Source organism: Alkalimonas delamerensis (assembly GCF_030717955.1).
In the GTDB taxonomy this organism is placed as follows: Bacteria; Pseudomonadota; Gammaproteobacteria; order Enterobacterales; family Alteromonadaceae; genus Alkalimonas; species Alkalimonas delamerensis.
The window spans coordinates 790,236-811,577 of the sequence record NZ_JAUZVY010000002.1; the positions used below are offsets into that span (position 1 = coordinate 790,236).

Genomic DNA, 21,342 nt, shown 5'->3' on the forward strand with positions numbered 1-21,342 from the left:
CTAGTACGCAGAACGCACCCGGGCAGTTCGCGGGCAATGATAACAGCTTTGTGATGAATTCTTAATAGCAAAAATGAAGGTTGGTAAGAGGATGGCACTGCACTATCTATCAATCTTTTAGTTGCACTGCCAATGTTTAGAAATTGCAGCTGAACTTTGAACTCTCTATTTCACAAGCCTTGATAAACTGTGCTAGTTGGCAAGGCGTCAACAACGCTTGCAGTTTACTGTGATAGCGCCAACCCCAACCCTTGCTATTGGTAGCTCTATGCACCAACCGCTCAATCTCTTTTTTTGCTGCAGCCATACTAAGCTGATTTTTAAAATAAGCATTTGCAGGCCAGTGAATGCCGCCTTTGGAGTTGGATGCCAAATACTCTGACAACCGCTCAGTTAAAGAGTCTTTTGTTACCTGAGTAACCACACCACTCTCTACGATATGCGCCAAAGCTGGTGTTTGTTGCACAAATACCTGCAATCCCATGGCAAGGGCGTCAATCAGCTTAGCTGGCAGCTGGTATTGCGCAACCAAGGCGTCTGTGTCCTGCAACAGTACACAAATATCGCCCATTGCAACCACTTTCGCTGCATCCTGGTAAGGCTGATCGGCTATAAATCGATAATTGACCCCAGCAATGGACTTAAGGTTTTGCTTGAAGGCCAAATCCGTAAAGTCACCAACAATGGCATAAATGACATCCTCACGCTTCAGTGATGCAATGGCTTCAGCTGTCTCAATCAATCCCTTGTGTACCCGTGGGGTTCCAAAGAAAAGCACGACGGTGGCATTCTCAGGAATGTCAAAACGCTTTCGACTTTGTGCTCTTAATTCCAAAGAGGGAGAAAAGATGGTTTCATCACGAACGTGTGGAATCACAATCCCGGGATAACGCCCTTTGAGGGCAGGATTTGAGACAGTTGTCTCATCAAAAAGGTGAATTAAACCTACAGCAATTCGTGTCCAGTGCTCAGCGAGAAGCCCTTGCTGGTTTAATGTCTTAGCAGGCATGGAGTGAAACTCATCCGCTATAATCGGATGCTCAGCCCCGACAAAAGATAACTCCTCATCATCCACATCCATAATGACATAGCTGCCCCAGACCAGCTTATACAAACAGCCTAAAACTACATTGGACATTCTGGGCTTGGATAAATGAACCATGTCATAAGGGTTGGCCAGGACAAATTGCAACGCTTTTTCAAGAAAGCTTGCCGGCGAGTCAATAGCAAGGCTACGAAGGGCAACACCAGATTGACGTAAAGGAGGCCAAATCGCTTTGGCATCCTTCTTTGTCGTCACTCCAATCAGCTCCGTATCATACCCACTATAGCGATAGAGGTCGAAAAGTGTCAGCGCCCTTCCAGCAGCATTGAGAGATATATTTGAACCAGAAACAGCGATCTTTAAGCCTTCAGACCGCCGTTGCTTACGGTAAGCATTGCGATACAGTTCAAGATTAAACTCCCAGCATGGCGCCAGCTCTTTAAACTGATGCAAAGCCTCAAAACAAGCACTGATTGCTTGTTGAGGCTGCTTCAAATTAAAAAACCTATTTGATGAAACAAGGGAGTTTGTATGCTTTACCCTATAAGTCATAGACCTTGCTTTTGAACATTGTATTCAGTTTCAGGCACCAAAGCTTCAAGCGACCGACCTGTCAGAAAGCGAACAGCTTCTTCAGTTGCTTCAATTTCCATTCGCGTTCGACAGTCGATAGACATTGAACCCATATGGCAGGTGAGTAAGCAACGCTCGATTTCCGCTAATGGCCCATGATATGGCTCTTGCTCAAACACATCAATGGCAGCACCAGCAAGATGGCCGGATCTCATAACATCGGCAAGATCTTGTTCATTGATAATACCACCCCGCGCAGTATTAATGATCAGCGCATCTGGTTTCATGCTCAGCAACTGCTCTTTTTTTATCATGTTTTTGGTGTGCGCAGTTAAAGGCAAATGAACCGAAATCAAGTCGGCTTGCTTGTAAATGTCTTCTTTACTGGCCCACTCCAGCTTCATGTGCGAAGCAATATCTTTATCTGGGTGGGTATCGTTGACTAAAATACGTGGTGTACCAAAAGCAGAAAGCCGACGGATCACACGGCCACCTATCCTGCCAGCACCAATAATTCCGATGGTAATTTCAGGTATACGGCGCCCAAAAATACGCTGCCATTCGCCACGATGCATTTTAGCATTGGCTATATGTGTTCCTCGAAGTAAAGATAACATCAGGCCAATAGTTAACTCTGCAACTGCAGGGGCAGGAGCGTCCGGGGTATAGCTTACTTTGATACCACGACGTTCAGCAGCCAACAAATCAACGCCATCTAACCCAATACCGACCCGAGAAATGAGTTTTAATTTTTTAGCACGGCTCATAACTTTGTCTGAAATAATTTCAGTCCCGGCGATAATGACATCAAAGTCATCAACCATTTCAGCCAGCTCGTCTTCAGTAACTTTACGCCCCAAAGGGTTAATGACGTATTCAATGTCATTATCCTCTAACAACTCTAAGGGAAACCGGTTTTTGTCACCAAAGGGTACAGTGGTGATAAGGGCTTTCTTTTTTTCCATTTTAATATCCTTATATCTCAATAATTTTTTGATAACTCAAACGATGACAAATATTTGTATTTGGAGGAAAAGGCGATCTCTCATCGGCCTTAACCACCCCTAAAAAAGGAAGTTTATGTGCTTTAGCCGCATCGTAATCTGTCATGGCATCACCTACAAACAAACACTGGCTGGCATTAAACTGGTAGCGACATGCCAGGTCATCAATAATAGCCGCTTTCGTCTTGGGCGAACCATGAACTTCTTTAAAGTATTTGCGTAAACCGCGCTTATCAACAATAGCGTTTACTTCATCGTGAGGCGTGCCAGATACCACAAACATCGGGATATGCTTTGCATATAGAGCTTGCAGTGTCTCTTCTGCGCCAGGGATGAAAGGTGAATTTAGCACGCCTTGCAAAGCTAGTTGATTAAAGGCGTCACCTAAAGCAATTGACTGCTTCTCGGACAAAGGTTGCTTGAGAAGCTCTTTATAAAAATATGAAAATTTTTCATATCTAGAAATACCACCGTTTTTGAGGTGATAATCTACAACCCCCTGCTGTATATCGGGCCCATACTCAGCGAACAACTCAGCAAAGGCCTTGGTTTTTACATCAACAGAATCGAGAATCACACCATCAAAATCAAAAAAAATAGTTTGGAACATCAAATATGCCTATCGAATTTCCGCAAATGCGGCCTTTATAAGTGGAAGTAACAAACGGTAGTTTTTATTCAGGCAGTTTTTATTACTCCAGAGTACTTCTTGAGCAACCAGATGCCATACTGCAGCATAAAGATCGCAACGCACTTGCTCTTGATCTGAGGAGTCAATACCTAAAGCAGTGTTTAAATCCCAAAGCATTAACCTCAGCAAGGCAGGTAACTCAAGCAATACTTGTTTGTCTTTTTCACGGCGTGTGAAGTCTAGAAAAGCTTTTAACAGATCGACATAAATTGGAGCAACTGTTGTTGCTTCCCAGTCAACTAAAAACCAGTTGTCATCTGTTAGGAGCACATTGGGTATTTTTAAGTCACCATGAACCTGAGCCAAATGGATATTTTTTTCATTAAGCAACGGCTTAGTAAAGTCTAAAGCTTCGAATTCAGCAGAACTAGAAAATACCTGGTGTTGATAACCGTCGAAAAAATCATCCGACTTTAGCTTTTTATGAGTAATGCTGTACAGTTCCTTAGCAAGGAGCTTTATTATGTCTTGTAAAAGTGCAGGCCATTCATAAATATTTGGTCCACATCCATCTAAACGTTTAAAAATTAGAACTTTGCAGCTATTACTGTTGGAAAAACCTAAAAATTCTGGCAAATGCTTTTTCAGTGCAAGCGAAACTTTATTCTCATAAAAACGTAGTTCATTTTGATAGTAATTTAGGTTTAGAGAATAGCCCTTATAAAAAAAGGCACCATTTAAACAAGTTACACTGCGATATGAAATTGCAACTTTCTCCTCATTTGTATCAGTGAATGCCAGAAAATCTCTCAAAACATTAGATTCAAGAAACGGCTTTTCCTGTGACACACTTGATGAAGCAAATACCTGATTGATAGAAATAATATTCTTCATGCCTTTCAGCTGTTGTGTGACCAGTTTTCTAAGCTCCAATGCATCAACATTAGAACCTAACTCTTCGTTACCACTTAGCGCAAAGTGCTCTAAGGCATGCTCATACTCGCCTGAGAGGCAAAAACAACGGCCTAAGGACGCATGCATCGCCGCTACCTGTTTTCGTAATGAAGTAATGCCATTAATCGAATCGGACATCTCGTTATCTTACATCAGCTAAGTGCCGATGAATGTTAGCCTGTATCGTTTTATAAATTTCTCTTTCAAGGCAATATGCTAAATTTTGCTGGGTTAAGCAAGCATCTATAAAACGCGAATCTGGTTGTCGCCCGTAAAAATCTTTGTAATGCTTATCTCGAAAGCGAATGACTTCTGGTGAATCTTCACTTTTACGTTTTAAGGCTTCCTCTACCGATAAGTCAAGGTAAATAAAGGTATCAGGTTTCGGCATAAGCCTTTCAAGCAGGTACAGAAATCGAATATACATTGTCTTTTGTTGATTAGGCTCCTTAAAATGCTCGGCTATAGTTGTATCAGCTGTCCATCGCTCGAATAGCACAACACCCTGTTTTGCGGCGGCCTTTTTGCAAGCCTTTTTATAACGAATGTACTTATCTACAAAGTCAAATACAGCGCCCAAATACCGCTGTTGGATTTGCCTACCAAATAACTTAAATTTTATTAGCCGATTTTTTCCAAACCAGGTTAATGCGCTCTTTGCCTTCATAGGCATCACAACCAAAGGGAGTTTAGCAGGCATGATAGCTTTTAAGTTTTCTATTGCTGTTGTTTTACCTGCGCCGTCAATCCCTACTAAACAAACCACAGCCAAAGGTTTATTTTTAGACGCTTCGTTTGCTTTAATAGGTAGCTTGCCCCAGCGACTTGCTGTTAATGTATCCCAAAAACCGTCCGGGTAGCTTAAATAATATCGAATACAATCATTTAATTGTGCGTGTTGTTTCCCAGATAGAGGGATGGCAGAAAAGAGACTTTCCGCGTGCAGTGAAAAATCCTCAGCTTTACATTGTTGTGATAAGTAATCAAGCTGTTCAAGATGGCGAGGCTTTAAGCTTCCGGGTTTAAAAAGCTCGCGTAAGACCAAAAGCCCCCAATAATGCCCCGATGCTGGCAGAGGTAAACCGTCGTTGTTATAAAAAGCACTGCTCGCCATAACTTTGAAAGCATCTGGAGTCATAAAAGCAGAACCATCGTGCAAGTCAATAAAGAGCCAAATATTCAGCTTCTCTGAATAAATGAAGTAGTACCAGTCAGTTGCTGTTTTACGTTTGGAAAAACCAAGACCAATCATAATTTCATCAATGACTTTTTCATCCGAATGATCGACAGCAAGATCAATATCTGAGCCTATAGCACCACCCTGCTTGAACAAAAAGTTACGCATCAAGCAATGTGGGACTTTAACATCACGAAGTTTACTTAGTATGGCAAGTACCGTCTCCGTAACAAAGCACAGTTCATCCCCTGAATACTCCATCTTCATTTTACGGTAAGCAGCAAGCCTACGCCGGTCAAATTGCGCTTTATCTTGCTTATAAACAGTCATAGGTAAGTTATCTAGCCTATTTAAAAATTCAGTCCATCGCTTTTGCTTTTCCGCATTAAGCAAGTACTCATGGTACAAGGCAAGCTCACCAAACACAGCAAGCGCTTTTTCAGCATACAAATCAGACCGTTCAAAGTCCTCAACGCTACGCAGCCAACTAATCAAATTTTTATACAAAGTAGGGCTGGTATCGTCAGGTAAGTTTTCTACTACATAAATAAGATGAGTAATGGCGGTATCTAAATCCCCTAGTGCCCGTTGAGTATAAGCAACCTCTATTCGAACAATTGAACTTTCGGGATATTTGGAAAGCACTTCCAGACAAATAGCCTTGGCATCATTTAATTGTTTGGAAGCGCGCATAGCTTTTAGTAATCGCTGATAAACTTGCGGTTTTGCTTTTCCATTTGATGCAGCTAATAAATTTAAGAGACGTTCTACAGCTAGTGTCCAATTTTTTTGTTTTTCAGCACTCCATGAAAACTCATTTAAAATTGACCTGCTATTGCCAAAAATGGTTAAGCCATTTTTGGCAACATTATCAGCCGCAGCATATCTACGGATATTGCGAAGTGCTTTAGAATAGAGAGCAAAATAAAGGTCGTTTTCAAAAGCAAGGTTATCTGCATGAATCTTTTCAAACTCATTGACTGCAGATGCCCAATCTCGATTTTCTATGCACTCTAATGCTGCTTGTAAGTGCTGATTGTCAGAAATTATAGCCATTATTTAAGAGTACTAATAAGAATTAGCTGCACATTCTCTTTAAATCTCAACTCCACATCGTTCAAGAGTGAGTTGAAAGCAATACTTATTGAAGTACTCATTGCGATAATTTACCTGTAATAAACTTTGATAGCTCATTGTGATCACGAGCAGCTTGACCACATGCTTCTACAATTTCCTTACAGAAAACTGAATTCTCAACAACATCAGGAAGCCATATCACTTTCTTACCCATAGATAACGGAGACAATGAGGCGCTAGAATATCCGGAAATAAAAACATCATAGTCATTAGGATTAAAATCGCCATCGTCAAGTAGAGTAACTTGGCCCATATTTAGAGTATACTGGTCGCAAATACTGTTAATTATATTTATATCTATTTTAAAGTTCGGGTGATCTTTAATATATAAAGTACAGTTTGTGTTTTCAATAGCCTTTATAATTGTATCAAGCAACTCAAACATGTTGTCTTTATAGTCTTGCGTGAAAAGCAAGACTTTAACCCCCCCTAGCCTTTCACAACTATCGAAAACCAGCTTAGAGTCAAAATTAAAGACATTTTCATTATAGCTTATTCTTTTTTCAGGAAATCCATGATTAATAAATGTGTTATAAGATACACTATCAAATACATCAATGTAATCAGGATTTTGAAGGTATTCAGGTGAAAAAGATCTTATGCCTATCGGTGTGTTTGATGGCCTAAGCATGCCAGATATTCTATCACATATATACCTAACGGAATTGCCTTGGCTTTTAGCTAAATATGTAAATAATTTAGCAACTTTCGAAGGTGACGAAGAGTGGACTATTTCAGCATCCGGAAATTTACTTATTAGATTAATATAACCATACTCAGAAGTTATTAGATCACAGATAAAATCTTCATTAACTTCGGCGCTTAGCTTAGAAATATAATATTTAAACTCTGGCTCCTCCAAGGAATATTCGTTGCTCAACCTTGAAATATTTTCATTAAACGATCTTTTGTACCTTTTCTTTTCATTATTAAGATTAGCCAGCTGATCTTCAGTAAGCAAAAAGTTAATACAAAATTCATTATTTAGAAGGTTCGCTGCTGTAGCATTTGCTGCCAACTTAGGATCTTTAAACAAGCGAGCAAAATAAAATGAAACAAAATTTTCATTGTCATTTAGTGATTTATCTCTGCCTCGCATCCGCCAACGAATATATTTTATAGAATCTGGCTTGCCTTCATCCCTTGAAGCACATTCTATAAGATAAAGCTCCTTAACATTGGGAATGTTCAATTTGTCAAAGTTACTTTTAATTTCTTTGGAAATCAAATTTAAAACATAATCAGCTTTCGAGATTTTTGGATGCGAAAATTTATTTTTTCCAGGCAAAGTTTTCTTTGGTGCAATTAAAGCAGACGCTTTCTTAAAACTAGAATCACTAACATGTACAAATTTCAAATTGAATCTATGAGAAATGGATTTTAGAAGCGTAGCCTCATGATTACTTAGTCTACAGTAGGCAACTATTTTTTTAACTTTACCGACTCTAGATATAATTTTCTGTAGCAAAATAACAATGAACATCATATGCAATGCGTCATTTCTGCTATCAGTTACCTGTATAGACTGACTCCACCAAAATATTTTCTTGCTTTCAAAGTCTAAGTAGTTTTCTATACGAGATAAAATACTTCTATTCTTTTCAATACTCTCAAGCAAAGATTCAGTACGAATTTTTTTATACTCTGCTTCATCTATAAGATCACATGAAATATCGTATTTATTATAAACACATGGCCTTATAACAATATATCTTTCAGTATGACAGCCCAAAGACTTCTGGTTTTTAATATATTCTAAAGGGCTGAGATTGCTGTCATATCCAAGCAGCATCTCTGATAAAACATACTCGCTTGCAGCCCAATTTTTTTTCTTGAGATAATGCACAGCAAGATCACTTTTGTTCATAATACTCAACTTCTAACCTTCTTCGCTTACTGAAACGACTGTATCGTTCCCTTGTAAATCATTGAGATACCACGTACTTGCCTGAATATCTATCCAAGAATGAATATCACGTCCTGTTACCCACATACGCTCTAACATTCTGCATTTCTTCCCAAGCCAAAACCAGGGGCTGGGGCCTTCCATTTTCTCAACACACTCTTTTTGAAATGCCCAGATCCCTTGATCGAAGAAAAATACATCTGGGTAAGATTGTCGATTAGAACTAACGACCTTTCCGGTAAAAGACTCCATGTAACCATCTTCAGTTTTTACCATAGCACGATAAGGGTGGTCGTCTTGGGCTTTCCACACTGTAGCTACTGAGTCACAATCCGGTTCATCCAACATCGCAAAGCTTTTATCAATAAGCTCCGGTGTCATGTGAACAGTATTACCAAGCAGAATAATAAAGTTCTGTGCTTCTGGATGTTCTTTTAAGACTTCATCGACAGCATGCTTAATCACATCTTTATGCTGCGAAGTTGGGGTCGCCAGTTCTGCTGGTCGATCAATAACAGAAACACCCTCTTTTAACGATAAGTCTTTAATGCGGGCATCTTCTGTAGTGACATAGATTTTATCCACATTCATCGCCATTTTGGCGCAGCGAAGTGGGTACAACATGATAGGCACACCCAATACTGGGATCAGGTTTTTATTAGGGATAGACAGTTGGCCGCCTTTGGCGGTGAGAATGACGATGTTTTTCATACAAGTACCTTATTCAATAAGTGAGTGTTATTTATCAACAATAACACCAAGTTCGTTTTCTTTTTCCTGATGAATGGCTTCATACAGTTCGCCTAGACACTGCAATAGGCCCTGCCCCATATCCACATGAGGGTTATTCACCAGTTTGCGTCCCATCTTAGGACTAAAGTTGTAAGGAGTAATTTTGTAGTGTGCTTTACGAGTCCCCGGCTTTATGCAAATTTCAATGTTGTTACCCAACATTTCGTTGAGCATAGCCAATAAGTCTTCGAAACTCATTCGTTCTTTACCAGTCAGGGTAATGTGGGTGTTTTCAAACTCAGGTTCCAGCACTTTGACACTGCTTTCTGCTGCATCCAGTACATGGATAAACTCACGCTGCTCTTTGCCTGTACCTGTGTATTCAATTCGCCCTGTTTCTATTGCCTGACGAACCAACCGATAAATACCATTGCGCATATCAGCCCTTGGGCCATATAAACTGCCATAACGCAAACAAGTATACTTTAACCCATAAAGTTCAGCATAATTTTCGATAAATGACTCACAGGCTTGCTTACTGGAGCGGTAAAAGAAACCTGAATCGCTGTACACATAAGCTGAGCTGGCAAACACAAAGCGTTTTATTGCCTGCTGCTTACATACTTCCAGCAACTGCACGGTACCCAGCACATTCACTCGCGCTGTGTCTACCGGCTTTACTTTGCACTCGTCTATATCGGCGATGCCTGCCAGGTGAAAAACAACATCGTGCCCAGCAACTACTTGCTGCATAAAGTCCATATTCATCAAATCGCCAACGACTTCGTGCTGATTATCGGTGCGATAAGGTGACGGTCTCATATCAAATAACGTAACCTCATGCCCTGCATTAGTAAGCGCATCGGCTACATGACTACCTATAAAGCCCGCCGCTCCTGTGACTAATACTTTCATCCTTTAACACCTTGACAGTTTTCTGATAATTTTTTTGCGTAATCATAATCCGATAGCGCCAGCGCGGTACTACCAGCTTTATCTAAAGCTAACACCCCAAACTGCTGAAGTTTTTGGCACATATAACGCTGCGAGAAAACATCATGATTAATAATGACCGGTCTAATCTTGTTTAAAAATGGGGAAAGCTGGCCCGGTTGCTCACGATAGTCTGTACGATGCATTTGAGCAGTGGTAAAAAAGTCAATCCCTTCAAACTGTATTACATCCGCCCCTAATAAGATACATTCAAACAAAGCTGCCGGTGCGGCGTTTAATGATTTTTGCATTAGCAGACCATTGGTTGGTTGGCATAAATGCATGGTATCGAATTGTGCAAGTTCAGGCACATCGCGTCTGAGCATGCACAAATCCAATTCGTTAATCACTTTATTTTTTAACCCCAAAGCCGCAAGCCTACGCCAATCATGCGCGTTGTACAGCGATGCTAGTTTACCGTTAGCATACTGATTATGTGTGCCGGGTTGAACATTAAAAGACAAGGTCCAATCTACATCGTTACAGACTTGTTCTGCATCAGCACGTGTCGCCGGCCCTTTAATGCGAATCCTTTGTTGCTTAAAAGCGTCATGTTGTGTCGTTCTTTTAATGACTGGCCAATTAGCTCTGAAGGTAGCTAAGTCCCCTACGAGCAGTGCCTGAAATGATTCATGCTGCTGAATAAGTACTGTTTGCTCACCATGGTTGCTCCTTAAACAAGCCATCGCAGCTGATTGTTTTAGTTGACTGCCATTTTCATAAGACCAAAGTAAAACATTCAAACAATCTGATAAGGTTGTTTTCTGATTGATCTCAATCGCATCTACACACTGCTTTGCTCGCTGCCTTATGCTATAACCAAGGATAAAAGCGCCATGCCAGTAACAAAGATCGGCCAACATCAACCAAAGCTCTGTTTTGTGACAGACCTGAAAGGTTTCAGTAATTTGCTTTGAAAGCGACACTTCCTTCGATACTAGGTTAACAATGCTGTTTGATTTAAGCTGAGTGAAGTAGTCCGTAAATAACAACGCACCTTGCTGAGTAAGTAAGGTAGTAAGTAGCTGCTGCTGAAGCTGAGTAAGGTACTCACCACCTAGCACCAACGAACTTACCAAGCTTTGCTTGGTTAACCTTAGATCCGTTGCAACATGCTTTTGAATACCAAACAAAGGCAAAGTTTTATGGCCTTCTTTTTGATACCAGTTCGTAAGCCCCCAGGTTTGCCCCATGTACCAATTGGAGTATGCATGGTAGTTCATTTGTTGCTCATGCAGGCGGTCTAATGGCACTGAGGTTAAGCCTTTTTTTTTTCAAGATCGAGCGCATAATCCGCTAGCAGGAACTGGTCCTGATTGAATGCTTCTTTACTTGCATGGATGCCATTAAATGTTTGTGCCACTATCTGTGTAGCTTTTAAACGAGCTGCAGCGGCGGCTTGCATATCACCTTGCTCGTGCAAGACTCTAAATAAACGAAAGTAAGCCTCAGCATCTTGCCGTCCTTGTTTAATCGCATCTTGGTAGGCTTGTGCCGCAGTTTCCCACTTTAGTTGCATTTCCCTGGCAATACCGAGGTAAAAATGCCAATCGGCTATAGAGACTTGCTCGGTATTTGATTCTAAAGTTAAGTCAAATGCCTGTTCAGCCCGTTGCTTAATGCCTACATAGGATAACTCATCACTCTTGGGGTGCTTAAAAGATCGTTTTATCGTGACTTGGTCCTCAGATAACACTGTCAGCTTCAATTTTTGAGTTGCTTGATTTACTAATACCAACTCAAGCACTTCATGTAGCCGAGCTTGCTTAAAGCCCCCAAGGTTTAGCCAGTTTTGCTCTGCCGTCGCAACAAAGAGCGGGGAAGCTAATGCAGGATCTTGATCACCATACACCAAAGTATTGTTAGAGCTATTTAAGTTCTGTTGGAGCAGCTTCAATGGCGATATCTTGAAATGGACATCCAACGTACTAAATATCAGGTATTCATGCCTAGCGTACAGAGCCCCATGATCCCAAGCTTCTGCCATGGATGCATCTTGGCACGTATGTAATTGTATGCGCTCAATACCTAACTTTTTAATAAGTGCGGCAATATCAGGCCTTGGCTCACTGACAACCAAAACCAACTCAAGCTGTTGACTGAGTGAATCATCCAACTCTATCAGCGCATTGAGCCAATTTGTAAGTTCTTCAATCTCTGGTGAACGACAGTACAGAACCCAGCTGTAACCAGATAATTTGATATCATCTGTGTGTTTAAGAAGAGAAGTTAAAATCTCATGATATGGATCATGTCTTTTGGTCTGTTTGTTCAAAAGCTTGATAGATTTAAGTAAGAGCTGCCGGCTCGCCAATTCTTGCTCGTAAAAAGTATGATTGGGGCGTATGCCTTTGGAGTTATGCAGAACGAGCTCACTACCCCAGAGCAAAGCTGAAAGTAATCGTTTGCTGCTAGTTTCAGCTGGTATAACATCCAACTCGACACTGGCTGTTGGCACCCCTAATTTTTCACCTGCAGTCGCTGATTTAAAATAGTTAAGCTTAAAGTTCTCTGATTCTTTTTCAAAAAATGAAGCCAGTAAATAAAGGCAAAACACAACCTGCCCCTTTAAAACTTCATTGGTATGGTAGTCATACAGTTTTAAGTAAGCCTCTGCAGCTTGCTGGTAGCTTTTATTTTTTAAAAGTCGATTGGCTTCTTTAAAGCTGATTTCTTTCATTCAATAACTCGATTATTCAGATTTACTTTGTTTAAAAATAAGCTGTTTAAGCTGTAAAAATTGATGCTCGGCACTTTTTAACTCCTCAACCAACAACGACTGGCGCTGTTGTATTTTGAGGTTTTCTGCCTCGATCCGTTTGTTTTTTTCTAGAAGCTCTTTGATTAAGGCTTCCTTTTCAGTTAATTCGGCATGAGCAACTTTATGCTCTTCTTTTTTTTCCGTAAATTGAAGTTTTAAAGCTTCTGTCTGCAAAACTGATTCATTCAGCTGCTGCTTTGCTTGCTCAAGTTCCTCTTTTAAAGCTTGCTCTTGCTGCTCCGCTTGCTGCTTTAAAACATCGGACTTCAATCTAGATTCAGCTAGCTGCTGCTTTGCTTGCTCAAGCTCCGCTTTTAGCGTTTGCTCTTGGTGCTTCGCTTGATGCTTTAGAGCATCATACTGCAGCGTTGATTCAGTCTGCTGTCGCTGAACCTGCTCCAATAAATTTCTCAAAGCTGAGTTTTGTTCACTTACTTCCTTAAGCAACTGCCATAATGGGTTACGGCTAAAATGCAGCACGGGTAAATCAGGATCAGCGCTGTCGGTAGCTTGGAGTTGGTAGCCATACTGCTCCAGCTCAGCCATCAGTTGCTGCCGGGTGAGCATGCCTTGATACAAAGCTTGTTCGCTGCTGGTGATGAAAAGGTGCTCAAACTGAATGGCACTTTGATGAAGTAACGCTTTCAACAACTCATGGTTTTGTGCCGGGCAATCCAGTAACAGCGCATGCTTGCCCTGTGCTAGATGTTGCTCAGTAAGCCACGGGATCAACGCAACGGTCTCGACTTCTTGCTGCTTTTGTAACTTTAAACCCGGGAAAAGCGCTTGCAGACCAGTTGCCTGCGCAGTAGCGCTAAACTCCGCCAGATTGTATTGGTACCAGTTTTGAGTGCCTCCTTCGCTGCTGACGCACTGCTGCTGCACGCTGATTTGCTCAGCGCCGGCAAAGCGATCATGCAGTGCTTTGCAAGCTTCTGGTCGAGCATCCAACAAAACCACTCGTTGCGCCTGAGCAATGAGGTCGGCCGGTTGCTCTGCTGCACCAGCTCCCAGCCAGATAAGGGTATCCAGCACTTGCTTCATTCGCGCGCCTTAGACTTTGGGATTGGTTTTATCAATAGCTTTGGCGAAACCTGCCGCCCCTCAGCCTGGCCATGCTTGATAAAGTGCAGCAAGGGGTTCAAGCCAGCTTTAGCTACATCGGGGTAGCGCTGCAGATACCAGTTGCCATCGAACTGCAAACTTGGGAAGCGACCTTCGTTGGCACCGTATTGCAGATAGTGCTCGGCTGGGTTGATGCCCGCTTCGGCCACATCCGGGTAGGTAGCCAGGTACCAGTCGGCATCGAAATATTCGGAGGTAAAGAGCAAGCCACTATCACGCTGCAATTGCTCTCTTGCTTCACTACCACGCTGCACCAACTGGCTGAGCTTACGCAGCGGTGCAGAGCCCTTCCATAGTCTGGAGTTTTTCACTGCCGAAATTTCTTGACTAACCTGATACAGCTGGTAATTGACGCCGGCATAATCGGCTTTGAGTTGTTTGTGTTCTTGCTGCAGCTTTTTTAACTCGCGCTCTTTTTGCTGCAAAGTTTTCACATCCAAAGTATGACGCCGGGTTTGCTCCTGAATGCTTTGTTCCAGTTTTTTTTGTTGTTTACGCAGTGCAGTTGCCGATTTCTTTTCGTTAGCCAACTGCTGTTTGGTCTGACTAAGTTGCTTGCGATTGGCTTCCAGCTCGTTATTGCTGGCTTTAGCTTGTAGAAAGTACTTTTCCAGCTCTTCTTGCACGGCCATCAGTTGTTGCAATAGCAACTCATTTTCTTGCTGGCTACTTTGCAAGTCGGCTTTTAGCTGCTTTGCATCCTCTTGTTGCTGCTTTAAATTTGCCTGCAGCTCGGCCCGCTGTTGCACTAGCAACTCATTTTCTTGCTGACTACTTTGCAAGTCGGCTTTTAGCTGCTTTGCATCCTCTTGTTGCTGCTTTAGGTTGGCCTGGAGTTCTGCTTGCTGCTGTTGCAGTGCTTCAATATTCAGCTCTGGTTGCTCATTTTCAGCCAAAGGCAAGGCACTTGCCTGCAACAGCGTATTTAGCCGCTGCAACTCTTCATGTTGTCGAACAGCCTGGCAGCTTAGCAGCAATTCCATGGTTGTTTCTGGCGAGGTAGCGTCAAAAGCTGGCATATCCAGCTGCATGCTATGCAACTGAGCTTGCAACTGCAAAGGGAACTGCAAGGCCTGGTGTAAATTGACTAAGCGAATTTTTTTGCGGTTTTTGCGATGAAGGTTAGTCAGTGCTGTTGCCTGGGCCAGCCAGCTGTCGCAAGCTTGCTGCAACGAATCGCCTTGCTGGATGGCCTGAGCAATGGCGTGCTCTGCCTGCACAAAAAACACCAACAAAGCGCTTACATCATCCCGCTGCACTAAAGTTGCCAGCTGTTCAAAATTGGCTGTGGCTGGAATAAGGCCATTGGCCGACAACGTCGGTGGTATTTCCTCAAATTTAGTCAAGTCTGGCCACTGGGTTTGCAGCGTATTCCACCACGGCGTTTCCATGCAGGAAAGAACCAACTTCATTGCAGTATCCTATAATTCAACCAGCGTTGCGCCTGGTTGTTAAAAACGTTCTTATTTAGGCAAAAAATACTAGCATACTAATTGTACGGGCTACAGCACTTATCATGGCTGAAGTAAGCTACTCATACCATTTCAAACACCTGCCTAGCAATTACATGGCAGAGGCCGTTAGCTGAAACACTCAGCCGCCTGTAGCAACAGTGCCTGCTGATCTTTGACCGATAACTCCGGCTGACCTGCATACTGCCAGTCGATGGCAAGCTCGGGGTCGTCCCAGCGAATAGCTCGCTCATGCTCGGGTGCATAATAATCGGTAGTTTTGTACAAAAACTCTGCCGTATCGCTAAGCACAATAAAGCCATGGGCAAAGCCTTCCGGCACCCACAGCTGTGCTTTGTTTTCGGCCGACAAAGGGGCGCTGACCCAACGGCCAAAAGTAGGCGAAGAGCGGCGCAGGTCCACTGCGACATCCAATACTTCGCCCTGCACTACCCGCACCAGCTTGCCTTGCGGCTGCTGAATCTGATAGTGCAGGCCCCGCAGCACACCTTTAACCGATTTGGAGTGGTTGTCCTGTACAAAAGTTACCTTTTTACCCACCGCCTGCTCAAACTGACGCTGGTTAAAGCTTTCCATAAAAAAGCCGCGCTCATCGCTAAACACCTTGGGCGTGAGCAGCAGCACATCGGGAATGGCGGTTGCTTCAATCTGCATCAGGCTGCTCTTAGGATTGCTGTGGGTACTTGGCCATCAGTTCGTGCATGGCGGCGGTAAAGTCCTGGCCCAGAGTCTGGCTGCGCAGGCCAAACTCAACAAAGGTTTTCATGTAGCCGAGTTTGTTGCCACAATCGTGGCTGCGCCCTTTGATGTGGTAAGCATTGACCTGCTCTTGCTTCATTAAAATGGCAATGGCATCGGTGAGCTGGATTTCATCGCCTGCGCCGATTGGGGTAAATTGCAGGGCTTCCCACAAGCTAGCTGGGAACACATAGCGGCCCACCACCGACAAGTTGGAAGGCGCTTCTTCTACCGCAGGTTTTTCCACGATGGCGGTCATTTTGACCGATTCGCCTTGCTGCATTTGGTGGCCTTCGACATCGGCCACACCGTAGCTGGAGACTTGTTCCATCGGCACCGGTTCGACCATCACCTGGCTGATGCTGTCTTGTTCGAACAGTTTGATCATCTCGGCCAAATTGTCGCTTTTTGGATTGCATTCGTGATGGTCAATCAGCACATCGGGCAGTACCACGGCGAAAGGATTGTCACCAATCAGTGGGTAAGCACAAAGCACGGCATGGCCCAGGCCCTTGGCCTCGCCCTGACGCACATGCATGATGGTGACGTCTTTCGGGCAAATGCTTTGCACTTCGTTCAAAAGCTGACGCTTGACCCGCTTTTCCAGCATGGATTCGAGTTCAAAGCTTTTATCAAAGTGGTTTTCAATGGAGTTTTTTGACGAATGGGTCACCAGCACGATTTCTTTAATGCCGGCGGCAATGCACTCATTGACCACATACTGAATCAGCGGCTTGTCGACCACAGGCAGCATTTCTTTCGGGATGGCTTTGGTGGCTGGCAGCATCCGGGTGCCGAGGCCTGCTACAGGAATAACCGCTTTGGTAACTTTCATACTTCTGTCCTTAGTTTCGTACTGACTGACGTTCATCAATTAATCGGCGTAAATAACTGCCGTAGCCCGTTTTGGCAAAGGCGCGGGCCCGTTTCAGCAAGGCTTTGTCATCGACCCAGCCCTGACGCCAGGCTATTTCTTCTAAGCAAGCGACTTTGAGCCCTTGCCGGTGCTCGATGGTTTGCACATAGTGAGCGGCATCGAGCAGGCTGTCGTGGGTGCCGGTATCCAGCCAGGCAAAGCCGCGGCCAAAACGCTCGACCTGCAGGCGGCCCTGCTCCAGATAGAGGTTGTTTAAACAGGTAATTTCCAGCTCGCCACGGCTTGAGGGGGCTAAGGTTCGCGCCAGCTCGCTGACTTTGCCATCGTAGAAATACAGGCCGGTGACTGCATAGCTGGACTTTGGGGTTTTGGGCTTTTCTTCAATCGACAACACCTTGCCGCTCTGGTCAAACTCGACCACACCAAAACGCTCGGGATCTTTCACCTGATAGCCAAAGATGGTGGCGCCTTGTTGCTGCGCACTGGCTTTTTGCAACTGGCTGCTAAAACTTTGGCCATGAAAGATATTATCGCCAAGCACCATGCAGACCGGCTGCTGCGCTAAGAAGTCTTCGGCCAGGATAAAAGCCTGAGCCAGCCCTTCGGGCTTGGGCTGTATGCAGTACTCAAAGCGCACACCAAACTGCTCACCCGAGCCAAGCAGCCGCTGAAAGGCAGGCTGGTCTTCGGGCGTGGTGATGATGAGAATATCGCGGATCCCGGCCAGCATCAGCACCGAAATCGGATAGTAAATCATGGGTTTGTCGTAAATGGGCAACAACTGCTTGGAGATCCCAAGGGTGATGGGATGCAAACGTGTACCAGAGCCTCCTGCCAGTACGATACCTTTGCGCAAAACGATGTCCTCTGCCCGTTGAAAAAGCGGGAAAAATTAAAAAGGCAGTTTAGGTTTTTTGGGGGGAAAGAGCAAGTGGTTGGGCAACTGTGTTGCAGTTACCGCTGGCGGGGCCAGCTAGTGACCGTTGCCGCAGGCAACTAGTGACCGCCGTGAAGCGGCTAGTTACCGCTCGCAGCGCGAGCTAGTGACCGCTGGCACAGCCAGCTAGTTACCGTTGCCGCTGGCAACTAGTGACCGCCGCGAAGCGGCTAGTTACCGCTGGCAGAGCCAGCTAGTTACATATACTTCCCAGCAAAAGTCTGCACCCGCTGTAACTCATCAAGCAGCAGTGCTGCCATATCGAATGCTTTGCTCAACAGGCTGGCCTGGATCTCTGGATCATCCGGATAGTCGTGGGCAAACTGATTGCGCATTTCGCGAAACTTCAACCATTGCTCAGCAGAGCTTAAAGCCCCTATTTTTTCCAGACGGTTTAGTTTATCAATGAAGGTCGCTAACTCACCTTCTTCGTAGGTTAGCTCCAGTGTTGCTGGCAACAGCTTTGCCCCCATAGCATCCTGAAGCTTTGAAAAGCGCACGATAAACTGATCGAAAATTGCCAAGTCCAGCTGAGTTAGCTTTTCCAAAGAAGCGGGGGTGAATGGCTTGTGTTTTTCCAGTTCTTTCATCGACCAGCGTAGCCGCTCAGCATGAGTGTGGCAAATATCCAGCAGGCTTAAGTAGGCATCCTTGTTCACAACAACACTCCTTGCTGCTTGGCTGCACGGTAAATCGGTAAGTCGAGGCCTTTGTTGCGGTTAATCACCAAATCGATTTTTTGCGCACCCAACTGCAGTTGCAACTCTACCAGCGCATTGATTTTTGCCTCGACTATCTCATCGACCGAGACAAGCTCTGGCTCAATGTACACGTCGATATCACCGCCTTTGGCCTGATCATCCAAACGTGAACCAAAAAGCCTGATTTCGGAGTTTGAGCCAAAGTGTTTGGCCAGGATCTGCTTAATCGTCATTTGCTGCTGATTCGATAGGCGCATTGGGCATGCTCCGTGGCTAGGATCATGCTTTGAGTATAACAGGAACAATCGCGAAGCGACTAGTGACCGTTGCCGCAGGCAACCAGTGACCGCCGCGAAGCGGCTAGTTACCGCTCGCTTTGCGAGCTAGTGACCGCTGGCTCTGCCAGCAACTTATAAGCAGCTGGTAAAATGACACTCGAAAAAAAGTGGCTATCAACCCCCATACCTACAGCAGCTTCTGCATACACCGCGGTATTTTGGGTTAGTTGCAGCAAACTTTTCTGCAATGATTGGTCAATCACTTTCTTGCTGTAGTGGCTATACGCTTCGTCCAGTGCGGCTTGCGGGATTTCCCCTAAGTGAGCACACATCACAAGAATATCTAAAATATCCTCTACCAAACAAAATAGTATGCTGACTCAGGAAGCCGCTGTTAAAGTTTTCCAGGCAAGATGCTATCCGTTGATGCTGCAGGCGCTTGTAAGCTGACATAGGAAGGATTAGCCCCCAGCAGGCAGAAAACCACCGGCACGCTGGGCAAGTTGTTGAATCAGAGTACGCTCGGCTGCCACCAACTTGCTTTTATCGACAAAAGACCAACGGCGCTCATAGACATCCAAGGCATCTTTTTCGGTTAAAAATCGAGCTTGAGTATCCCACAACAACTGATCCAGCTCGGGATATTGCTTACGATCAATGGTGTTCATGATGACCTCTGACATGCATGGTGCGCTTCATTAACTTTACAATAGGCCTTTGGGGCTGTCTAGTTGTTGAGCGTTGCTGCAGGCAACTAGTGACCGCCGTGAAGCGGCTAGTTACCGGCCTGAAAGGCCTAGTTACCGCTCGCAGCGCGAGCTAGTGACCGCTGGCGTAGCCAGCTAGTTACCGTTGCCACAGGCAACTAGTGACCGCCGTGGAACGGCTAGTTACTTCAACGACTTCATTAATCCTTTCAATAAGCTAAAGATCTCCCTAATCTTGATACGCACTGCCCCCACTTCACCAATGTATCCCAATCGTTGAGCAATCAACAGCTGGGTTTCGAGTTCGCTTAATGAGCCGCGGGCGATGCTAAGAAAGCGCAGGAAATCGGGCTTCGATTCTCTGCCTGCGCCTTCGGCGATATTGCTTGGAATGGATACGGCGGCTCGTTGCATCTGGGAGCTGAGGCCAAATTTTTCGTGATCAGGAAAGGTTTTACTGATGGCGTAGACATCGACCAACAAATCCATGGCCAGTTGCCAGACTTTTAAGTCGTAGTGCATGGGTTGTCCTTGTTGTTGCTGCTGGCTTAGCCAGCTAGTTACCGTTGCCACAGGCAACTAGTGACCGCCACGAAGCGGCTAGTTACCGCTCGCTTAGCGAGCTAGTGACCGCTGGCACAGCCAGCTAGTTACCGTTGCCGCAGGCAACTAGTGACCGCCGTGAAGCGGCTAGTTACCGCTCGCTTAGCGAGCTAGTTACCAGTCGCAAAGCGACGTCATTACGCTGGCACAGCCAGCTAGTGACCACTATCACCCTTTGGTTACCTGGTAAAATATTTTGATTAATGGCTTAAGATCTCCCTGATATCCAGCTACATTCGCGGCTAACCAAACACCCTTGGAGATTGGTTTCCAATCAAGCTCATAGCCTGCCTGAATGGCAACTAGCTCGCAAAATAAGCGTAGAGTTCTGCCATTCCCCTCTCGAAATGGATGAACAACATTCATCTCACAAAAGAAGTGTGCCAGATGATTGACAAAGGCTGCTTTATCATCGTTTTGTAGATAGTTCGCTTTTCCAGGTACTTGAAGCATTTATTTGCTTCATTTTCGATAAAGCGCACATGGCAAAACCGTGTGCTTTGTTTGGAAATATCGACCGTTCTGATTTGTCCAGCCCACTCATACAAGTCCTGAAATAGATGGCGATGAATGTCACAAAGGTAAGAAAAGGTAAGGTTTTCAAAATCTGGCTTAAATGCAGCAAGCCGGTAGGTGGTGAACGCCACTTCAGCTGCAGCAAGCTCTGCCTCTGAAGTTAAATCGAGCAGATTTATTAAAACTGAAGTGTTTTCGTAACAGTAGCTATCGTTGCCAGCACCATATTTATCAATCATGCGCCCTTTGCAGCTCTTTGAGTCTGGCTATAACTTTTGGGTGCAATGGTGTTTGCGCGTTTAATGGTTGCAAACCTTCTAAACGCAGACTTTCATTAAAGTTGGTCACTTTGCTTTCTTCAAAGCGTCTTGCCATCAACTCTTTATCGTTCACAGTGGAAGGCTCCTAAACAAAACCATGCCTTTATTTTAGCTGGTTTAGATGCCATCAGCAAATTGGGTTGCCGGTTCGAAGC

At 44.4% G+C, this 21,342-nt stretch carries 23 protein-coding genes; all 23 read right to left on the reverse strand.

Annotated features, from left to right (window positions below; all coding sequences use genetic code 11):
• Positions 1–136: 136 nt before the first annotated feature.
• A complete protein-coding gene (locus tag Q3O59_RS08065) occupies positions 137–1,540 on the reverse strand; it encodes a glycosyltransferase (RefSeq protein WP_305945069.1) in 1,404 nt (467 codons plus the stop codon).
• 53 nt (positions 1,541–1,593) lie between these two features.
• On the reverse strand, positions 1,594–2,583 hold the full coding sequence (locus Q3O59_RS08070; protein WP_305945070.1) for a phosphoglycerate dehydrogenase: 990 nt from the start codon (positions 2,581–2,583) through the stop codon (positions 1,594–1,596).
• Positions 2,584–2,593: 10 nt separating this feature from the next.
• Positions 2,594–3,232 carry an HAD family hydrolase gene (locus tag Q3O59_RS08075; RefSeq protein ID WP_305945071.1) on the reverse strand — a complete coding sequence of 213 codons (639 nt, stop codon included), beginning with the start codon at positions 3,230–3,232 and terminating at the stop codon, positions 2,594–2,596.
• 9 nt (positions 3,233–3,241) lie between these two features.
• Positions 3,242–4,345 (reverse strand): phosphotransferase, encoded by a 1,104-nt coding sequence (locus Q3O59_RS08080; RefSeq protein WP_305945072.1) that lies wholly within the window; start codon positions 4,343–4,345, stop codon positions 3,242–3,244.
• 4 nt (positions 4,346–4,349) lie between these two features.
• A complete protein-coding gene (locus Q3O59_RS08085) occupies positions 4,350–6,440 on the reverse strand; it encodes a hypothetical protein (protein WP_305945073.1) in 2,091 nt (696 codons plus the stop codon).
• A gap of 97 nt (positions 6,441–6,537) precedes the next feature.
• The gene (locus Q3O59_RS08090) at positions 6,538–8,388 is read right to left on the reverse strand and encodes a hypothetical protein (RefSeq protein ID WP_305945074.1); all 1,851 of its coding nucleotides are present in this window, start codon (positions 8,386–8,388) and stop codon (positions 6,538–6,540) included.
• 12 nt (positions 8,389–8,400) lie between these two features.
• Positions 8,401–9,138, reverse strand: coding sequence for an acylneuraminate cytidylyltransferase family protein (locus Q3O59_RS08095; RefSeq protein ID WP_305945075.1), 738 nt, complete (start codon positions 9,136–9,138; stop codon positions 8,401–8,403).
• A 27-nt stretch (positions 9,139–9,165) separates the two neighbouring features.
• Complete coding sequence (locus Q3O59_RS08100) at positions 9,166–10,074, reverse strand: NAD-dependent epimerase/dehydratase family protein (RefSeq protein ID WP_305945076.1); 909 nt, start codon at positions 10,072–10,074, stop codon at positions 9,166–9,168.
• The gene (locus tag Q3O59_RS08105) at positions 10,071–11,375 is read right to left on the reverse strand and encodes a hypothetical protein (RefSeq protein ID WP_305945077.1); all 1,305 of its coding nucleotides are present in this window, start codon (positions 11,373–11,375) and stop codon (positions 10,071–10,073) included. The genes Q3O59_RS08100 and Q3O59_RS08105 overlap by 4 nt, the downstream gene beginning before the upstream one ends.
• 35 nt (positions 11,376–11,410) lie before the next feature.
• Positions 11,411–12,832, reverse strand: a complete 1,422-nt coding sequence (locus tag Q3O59_RS08110) for a hypothetical protein (RefSeq protein WP_305945078.1) — start codon at positions 12,830–12,832, stop codon at positions 11,411–11,413.
• 12 nt (positions 12,833–12,844) lie between these two features.
• On the reverse strand, positions 12,845–13,561 hold the full coding sequence (locus Q3O59_RS08115) for a hypothetical protein (protein ID WP_305945079.1): 717 nt from the start codon (positions 13,559–13,561) through the stop codon (positions 12,845–12,847).
• Positions 13,562–13,953: 392 nt separating this feature from the next.
• Complete coding sequence (locus Q3O59_RS08120) at positions 13,954–15,450, reverse strand: coiled-coil domain-containing protein (RefSeq protein ID WP_305945080.1); 1,497 nt, start codon at positions 15,448–15,450, stop codon at positions 13,954–13,956.
• Between the two features lie 168 nt (positions 15,451–15,618).
• The gene (gene rfbC / locus Q3O59_RS08125; RefSeq protein WP_305945081.1) at positions 15,619–16,164 is read right to left on the reverse strand and encodes a dTDP-4-dehydrorhamnose 3,5-epimerase; all 546 of its coding nucleotides are present in this window, start codon (positions 16,162–16,164) and stop codon (positions 15,619–15,621) included.
• 10 nt (positions 16,165–16,174) lie between these two features.
• Positions 16,175–17,083 carry a UTP--glucose-1-phosphate uridylyltransferase GalU gene (galU, locus tag Q3O59_RS08130; protein ID WP_305945082.1) on the reverse strand — a complete coding sequence of 303 codons (909 nt, stop codon included), beginning with the start codon at positions 17,081–17,083 and terminating at the stop codon, positions 16,175–16,177.
• A 10-nt stretch (positions 17,084–17,093) separates the two neighbouring features.
• Positions 17,094–17,981, reverse strand: a complete 888-nt coding sequence (gene rfbA / locus Q3O59_RS08135) for a glucose-1-phosphate thymidylyltransferase RfbA (protein WP_305945083.1) — start codon at positions 17,979–17,981, stop codon at positions 17,094–17,096.
• 278 nt (positions 17,982–18,259) lie between these two features.
• Positions 18,260–18,721, reverse strand: coding sequence for a hypothetical protein (locus Q3O59_RS08140; protein ID WP_305945084.1), 462 nt, complete (start codon positions 18,719–18,721; stop codon positions 18,260–18,262).
• Positions 18,718–19,020 carry a nucleotidyltransferase domain-containing protein gene (locus Q3O59_RS08145; protein ID WP_305945085.1) on the reverse strand — a complete coding sequence of 101 codons (303 nt, stop codon included), beginning with the start codon at positions 19,018–19,020 and terminating at the stop codon, positions 18,718–18,720. Before Q3O59_RS08145 ends, Q3O59_RS08140 begins: the two co-directional genes overlap by 4 nt.
• Positions 19,021–19,127: 107 nt before the next feature.
• Positions 19,128–19,403 carry a hypothetical protein gene (locus Q3O59_RS08150; RefSeq protein ID WP_305945086.1) on the reverse strand — a complete coding sequence of 92 codons (276 nt, stop codon included), beginning with the start codon at positions 19,401–19,403 and terminating at the stop codon, positions 19,128–19,130.
• A gap of 99 nt (positions 19,404–19,502) precedes the next feature.
• Positions 19,503–19,709 carry a hypothetical protein gene (locus tag Q3O59_RS08155; RefSeq protein ID WP_305945087.1) on the reverse strand — a complete coding sequence of 69 codons (207 nt, stop codon included), beginning with the start codon at positions 19,707–19,709 and terminating at the stop codon, positions 19,503–19,505.
• Positions 19,710–19,931: 222 nt separating this feature from the next.
• Positions 19,932–20,270, reverse strand: coding sequence for a four helix bundle protein (locus Q3O59_RS08160; protein WP_305945129.1), 339 nt, complete (start codon positions 20,268–20,270; stop codon positions 19,932–19,934).
• A 249-nt stretch (positions 20,271–20,519) separates the two neighbouring features.
• Positions 20,520–20,804, reverse strand: coding sequence for a Fic/DOC family protein (locus tag Q3O59_RS08165; RefSeq protein ID WP_305945088.1), 285 nt, complete (start codon positions 20,802–20,804; stop codon positions 20,520–20,522).
• Positions 20,714–21,106, reverse strand: coding sequence for a Fic/DOC family protein (locus tag Q3O59_RS08170; protein ID WP_305945089.1), 393 nt, complete (start codon positions 21,104–21,106; stop codon positions 20,714–20,716). Before Q3O59_RS08170 ends, Q3O59_RS08165 begins: the two co-directional genes overlap by 91 nt.
• A complete protein-coding gene (locus Q3O59_RS08175) occupies positions 21,099–21,260 on the reverse strand; it encodes a YhfG family protein (RefSeq protein ID WP_305945090.1) in 162 nt (53 codons plus the stop codon). Before Q3O59_RS08175 ends, Q3O59_RS08170 begins: the two co-directional genes overlap by 8 nt.
• Positions 21,261–21,342 lie beyond the last annotated feature (82 nt).

Coding starts and splice junctions, on each gene's coding strand:
- Q3O59_RS08170 (WP_305945089.1), bottom strand. CDS start 21,106: ATGATTGATAAATATGGTGCTGGCAACGATAGCTACTGTTACGAAAAC.
- Q3O59_RS08105 (WP_305945077.1), bottom strand. CDS start 11,375: ATGAACTACCATGCATACTCCAATTGGTACATGGGGCAAACCTGGGGG.
- Q3O59_RS08080 (WP_305945072.1), bottom strand. CDS start 4,345: ATGTCCGATTCGATTAATGGCATTACTTCATTACGAAAACAGGTAGCG.
- Q3O59_RS08100 (WP_305945076.1), bottom strand. CDS start 10,074: ATGAAAGTATTAGTCACAGGAGCGGCGGGCTTTATAGGTAGTCATGTA.
- Q3O59_RS08070 (WP_305945070.1), bottom strand. CDS start 2,583: ATGGAAAAAAAGAAAGCCCTTATCACCACTGTACCCTTTGGTGACAAA.
- Q3O59_RS08155 (WP_305945087.1), bottom strand. CDS start 19,709: ATGAACACCATTGATCGTAAGCAATATCCCGAGCTGGATCAGTTGTTG.
- rfbC (WP_305945081.1), bottom strand. CDS start 16,164: ATGCAGATTGAAGCAACCGCCATTCCCGATGTGCTGCTGCTCACGCCC.
- Q3O59_RS08165 (WP_305945088.1), bottom strand. CDS start 20,804: ATGCTTCAAGTACCTGGAAAAGCGAACTATCTACAAAACGATGATAAA.
- Q3O59_RS08110 (WP_305945078.1), bottom strand. CDS start 12,832: ATGAAAGAAATCAGCTTTAAAGAAGCCAATCGACTTTTAAAAAATAAA.
- Q3O59_RS08120 (WP_305945080.1), bottom strand. CDS start 15,450: ATGAAGTTGGTTCTTTCCTGCATGGAAACGCCGTGGTGGAATACGCTG.
- Q3O59_RS08145 (WP_305945085.1), bottom strand. CDS start 19,020: ATGCGCCTATCGAATCAGCAGCAAATGACGATTAAGCAGATCCTGGCC.
- Q3O59_RS08160 (WP_305945129.1), bottom strand. CDS start 20,270: ATGCACTACGACTTAAAAGTCTGGCAACTGGCCATGGATTTGTTGGTC.
- Q3O59_RS08075 (WP_305945071.1), bottom strand. CDS start 3,232: ATGTTCCAAACTATTTTTTTTGATTTTGATGGTGTGATTCTCGATTCT.
- Q3O59_RS08090 (WP_305945074.1), bottom strand. CDS start 8,388: ATGAACAAAAGTGATCTTGCTGTGCATTATCTCAAGAAAAAAAATTGG.
- Q3O59_RS08095 (WP_305945075.1), bottom strand. CDS start 9,138: ATGAAAAACATCGTCATTCTCACCGCCAAAGGCGGCCAACTGTCTATC.
- galU (WP_305945082.1), bottom strand. CDS start 17,083: ATGAAAGTTACCAAAGCGGTTATTCCTGTAGCAGGCCTCGGCACCCGG.
- Q3O59_RS08085 (WP_305945073.1), bottom strand. CDS start 6,440: ATGGCTATAATTTCTGACAATCAGCACTTACAAGCAGCATTAGAGTGC.